The organism is Endothiovibrio diazotrophicus (genome assembly GCF_054657215.1).
On the sequence record NZ_BAAHXB010000232.1, the window covers coordinates 1 to 2449 of the forward strand.

General features: G+C 63.5%; 6 protein-coding genes. 5 read left to right on the plus strand and 1 reads right to left on the minus strand.

The window, feature by feature from the left end; genetic code table 11:
* From ACYQ2W_RS25950 to ACYQ2W_RS25970, 5 genes are all read left to right on the plus strand, one after another.
* Nucleotides 1-321 (plus strand): hypothetical protein (locus tag ACYQ2W_RS25950; protein ID WP_459873921.1); only part of this gene is annotated, 321 nt, incomplete at its 5' end.
* A 183-nt stretch (nucleotides 322-504) separates the two neighbouring features.
* Nucleotides 505-735, plus strand: coding sequence for a DUF2281 domain-containing protein (locus ACYQ2W_RS25955; protein ID WP_459873923.1), 231 nt, complete (start codon nucleotides 505-507; stop codon nucleotides 733-735).
* A complete protein-coding gene (locus tag ACYQ2W_RS25960) occupies nucleotides 716-1162 on the plus strand; it encodes a type II toxin-antitoxin system VapC family toxin (protein WP_459873925.1) in 447 nt (148 codons plus the stop codon). The genes ACYQ2W_RS25955 and ACYQ2W_RS25960 overlap by 20 nt, the downstream gene beginning before the upstream one ends.
* A gap of 286 nt (nucleotides 1163-1448) precedes the next feature.
* On the plus strand, nucleotides 1449-1697 hold the full coding sequence (locus ACYQ2W_RS25965; protein ID WP_459873927.1) for a type II toxin-antitoxin system Phd/YefM family antitoxin: 249 nt from the start codon (nucleotides 1449-1451) through the stop codon (nucleotides 1695-1697).
* On the plus strand, nucleotides 1681-2076 hold the full coding sequence (locus ACYQ2W_RS25970; protein ID WP_459873929.1) for a type II toxin-antitoxin system VapC family toxin: 396 nt from the start codon (nucleotides 1681-1683) through the stop codon (nucleotides 2074-2076). Before ACYQ2W_RS25965 ends, ACYQ2W_RS25970 begins: the two co-directional genes overlap by 17 nt.
* Here ACYQ2W_RS25970 and ACYQ2W_RS25975 read toward each other — a convergent pair.
* The coding region (locus tag ACYQ2W_RS25975; protein ID WP_459873931.1) for a hypothetical protein at nucleotides 2059-2449 on the minus strand (391 nt) is incomplete at its 5' end. The genes ACYQ2W_RS25970 and ACYQ2W_RS25975 overlap by 18 nt on opposite strands.

A 2449-nucleotide genomic window follows, 5' to 3' on the forward strand; every position in this document is an offset into this window, starting at 1 on the left:
AGCGGCGGCCACCTGGAACCGGAGCTTCAAGCAGGCGCTCAACCGCTTCTCCGAGCGGCTCCACCCGCTCGACCGCCGTTACGTGGTCTACGCTTCCCCACCTACCACATCAAGGCGGAGGGAGAGGTGGATGTCGCCTACGTCGACGGCGGGCGCTTCTGGCCGGTGGAGGTGAAATGGACCGGCCAACTGCGCCCGAAGGCGCTCAAGCAGATCGCCAAGTATCCCAATGCGCGGATTCTCGACCGGTCGCGGCGCGGCGGGGAGATTCAGGGGATTCGGACCGAGCCGCTGCCGCTCGCGCTGGCGCGTATCGGGTAGTGAGCGGCAGCGGAGGGAAGTGGACCACCGATGGCGAGAGGCGGCTTTGCGCGGAAGGGTTACAGGCGGTTGGGTAGCTGGATGGTAGACTACATGGAGCCCCAACGTGTTGAGACGGATCGAGGGCAGGGCGGTCCTCACATCGGCCAGCAACGGACCCACGGTAAAGAGAGACTTCACCCGATGAGCATCCCGGCACAAAGCGCACAGACGTTGATGGAAAAAATCCAGTCCCTGCCCACCGAGCGAATCGCGGAAGTGGAAGACTTCGTGGATTTCCTGCGCGAGCGCACGACGGCCCGAAAGCGCGCTACCGGCAAAGAGCCGCTGGATTTTCCGGTGGATGATTCCGGCCCGTGGCCGGAAGGCTTAAGTTTGCGCAGAGGGGATCTGTATGGTGACGACGGACGATAACGCGCTTTTCATCGACACCAATATCCTGATCTACGCCAACGTGACATCCGCTCCGCAGCACAAGCAAGCGCTCAATGCGCTCCGGGCTGCACATAAGGCCGGGCGCTCCCTGTGGATCAGTCGCCAAGTGTTACGCGAGTTCATCGCGGTTCGCACCCGACCACAGACTTTCGCTCAACCCTTGGCATCGGAGGTGGTGATTGAGCGGGTGCGCTATTTGGAAGAACGGTTTCATGTAGCGGACGACACCGCCACCGTTACCGAACGGCTTGTCGAACTGGTGAGAAATTTTCAGATTGGCGGAAAGCAGGTGCATGACGCCAATATTGTCGCCACCATGCAGGCCTTCGGCGTCCCCTCCCTGCTAACCCACAACATCAAGGATTTCGAGCGATTTGAAGGAATGATCGGGATCGAGGGGATTTGACGACCTCCTTCCACAAAACCGTAGGTCGGCGATGCTTCGCCGACGCAAACGGAGGCAGCGGAGCGAAAGCCGCGATACCCCGTCAGAATCTACCGCCGGCCCCTCCGCTAGCCACCAGCGAAAAATCGGACTCCAACGTCCCGATCTCCGCAACGGAGAGCCCGAAAGCCTCTGCCGCTTCCTCCAGCGCGCGCGGCGCTTTCACTGCATGCGGTGAAAGGCGGAATTGACGATTGCCCCACGAGCAATCACCATGTACAGAACAAATGTACATGAGGTCTCCATCATGTCTCATCCAACCGCCGTCAACGTCACCGAGCTGCGCCAGCACCTGCCCGAATATTTGGCCCGCGTGGGCAGAGGCGAAGAGTTCGAGATCACCTCCCGGGGCAAGACCATCGCCCGGATCGTGCCACAGGAAAACCCGCGAGCCGAAGCGAAGGCACTGCTCGCCGAGCTGCGCCAAGGAGCGGTGGTCGGAGACGTGGAGAGCGGCGTCGGAGAGGAGTGGACCGCCGATGAAGATCATCTGTGACACCCATGTGCTGCTCTTCGACGCCCTGACCCCGGAACGGCTGTCGCCGACCGCCCGGCGGCTGCTGGAGGAAGGAGAGGCTCGCCGCGACCTCGCCTGTTCGGGGATCACCCTGTGGGAGATCGCCATGCTGATCGCCAAGGGGCGTGTGCAAATAGCGACCGACAGCGAAACCTTTCTACAGGCGGTGGTAGCGGCACGGGGGGTCGAGGTGCTGCCGATTACCGTCGAAGTGGCGGCGCGGGCGCAGTCGAGCGAGATTCCCCACGGCGATCCCGCCGACCGGTTGATCGCGGCAACGGCGCTGGCTCACGGCGCAACCTTGGTGACCCGTGACGAAAAGTTGCGGAGCGTGGAGGGGTTACGGGCGATCTGGTAGCGCCTCGACCTCATTGACGGAGAGCCCGGTGATCTCCGCCACCTCCTCCGCCGCCATCCCCTTGGCCAACAGCGTACCGGCAATCTTGCGGGCCCGAGCGGTCTCCCGCTTAAGCCCCTCCGCCAAACCGCGCTCCCGCTGCTCCGCCGCCACCAACCGCCCCCAGCGCTCCATCGCCGCCCGATCCTCCACCTCCGGCAGCGGCGGCAACTCCGGCGCCTCGCCGTCCTCGGGCAACGCCAACCGCTCCTCCGGGGCCTGCGCCTTGACGTGGGCGAACTGCGAGCGGTGGCCGTCGTAGAGCACCACCCCCTCGTTCATGATGTCGCAGAAGAAGTACTGCCCTATGCGGATCTCGTGGTTCACCTCCTTG

Excerpts from the sequence above, each read along its gene's own strand:
- ACYQ2W_RS25955 (WP_459873923.1), top strand. The coding sequence starts at position 505 with ATGAGCATCCCGGCACAAAGCGCACAGACGTTGATGGAAAAAATCCAG.
- ACYQ2W_RS25960 (WP_459873925.1), top strand. The coding sequence starts at position 716 with ATGGTGACGACGGACGATAACGCGCTTTTCATCGACACCAATATCCTG.
- ACYQ2W_RS25965 (WP_459873927.1), top strand. The coding sequence starts at position 1,449 with ATGTCTCATCCAACCGCCGTCAACGTCACCGAGCTGCGCCAGCACCTG.
- ACYQ2W_RS25970 (WP_459873929.1), top strand. The coding sequence starts at position 1,681 with ATGAAGATCATCTGTGACACCCATGTGCTGCTCTTCGACGCCCTGACC.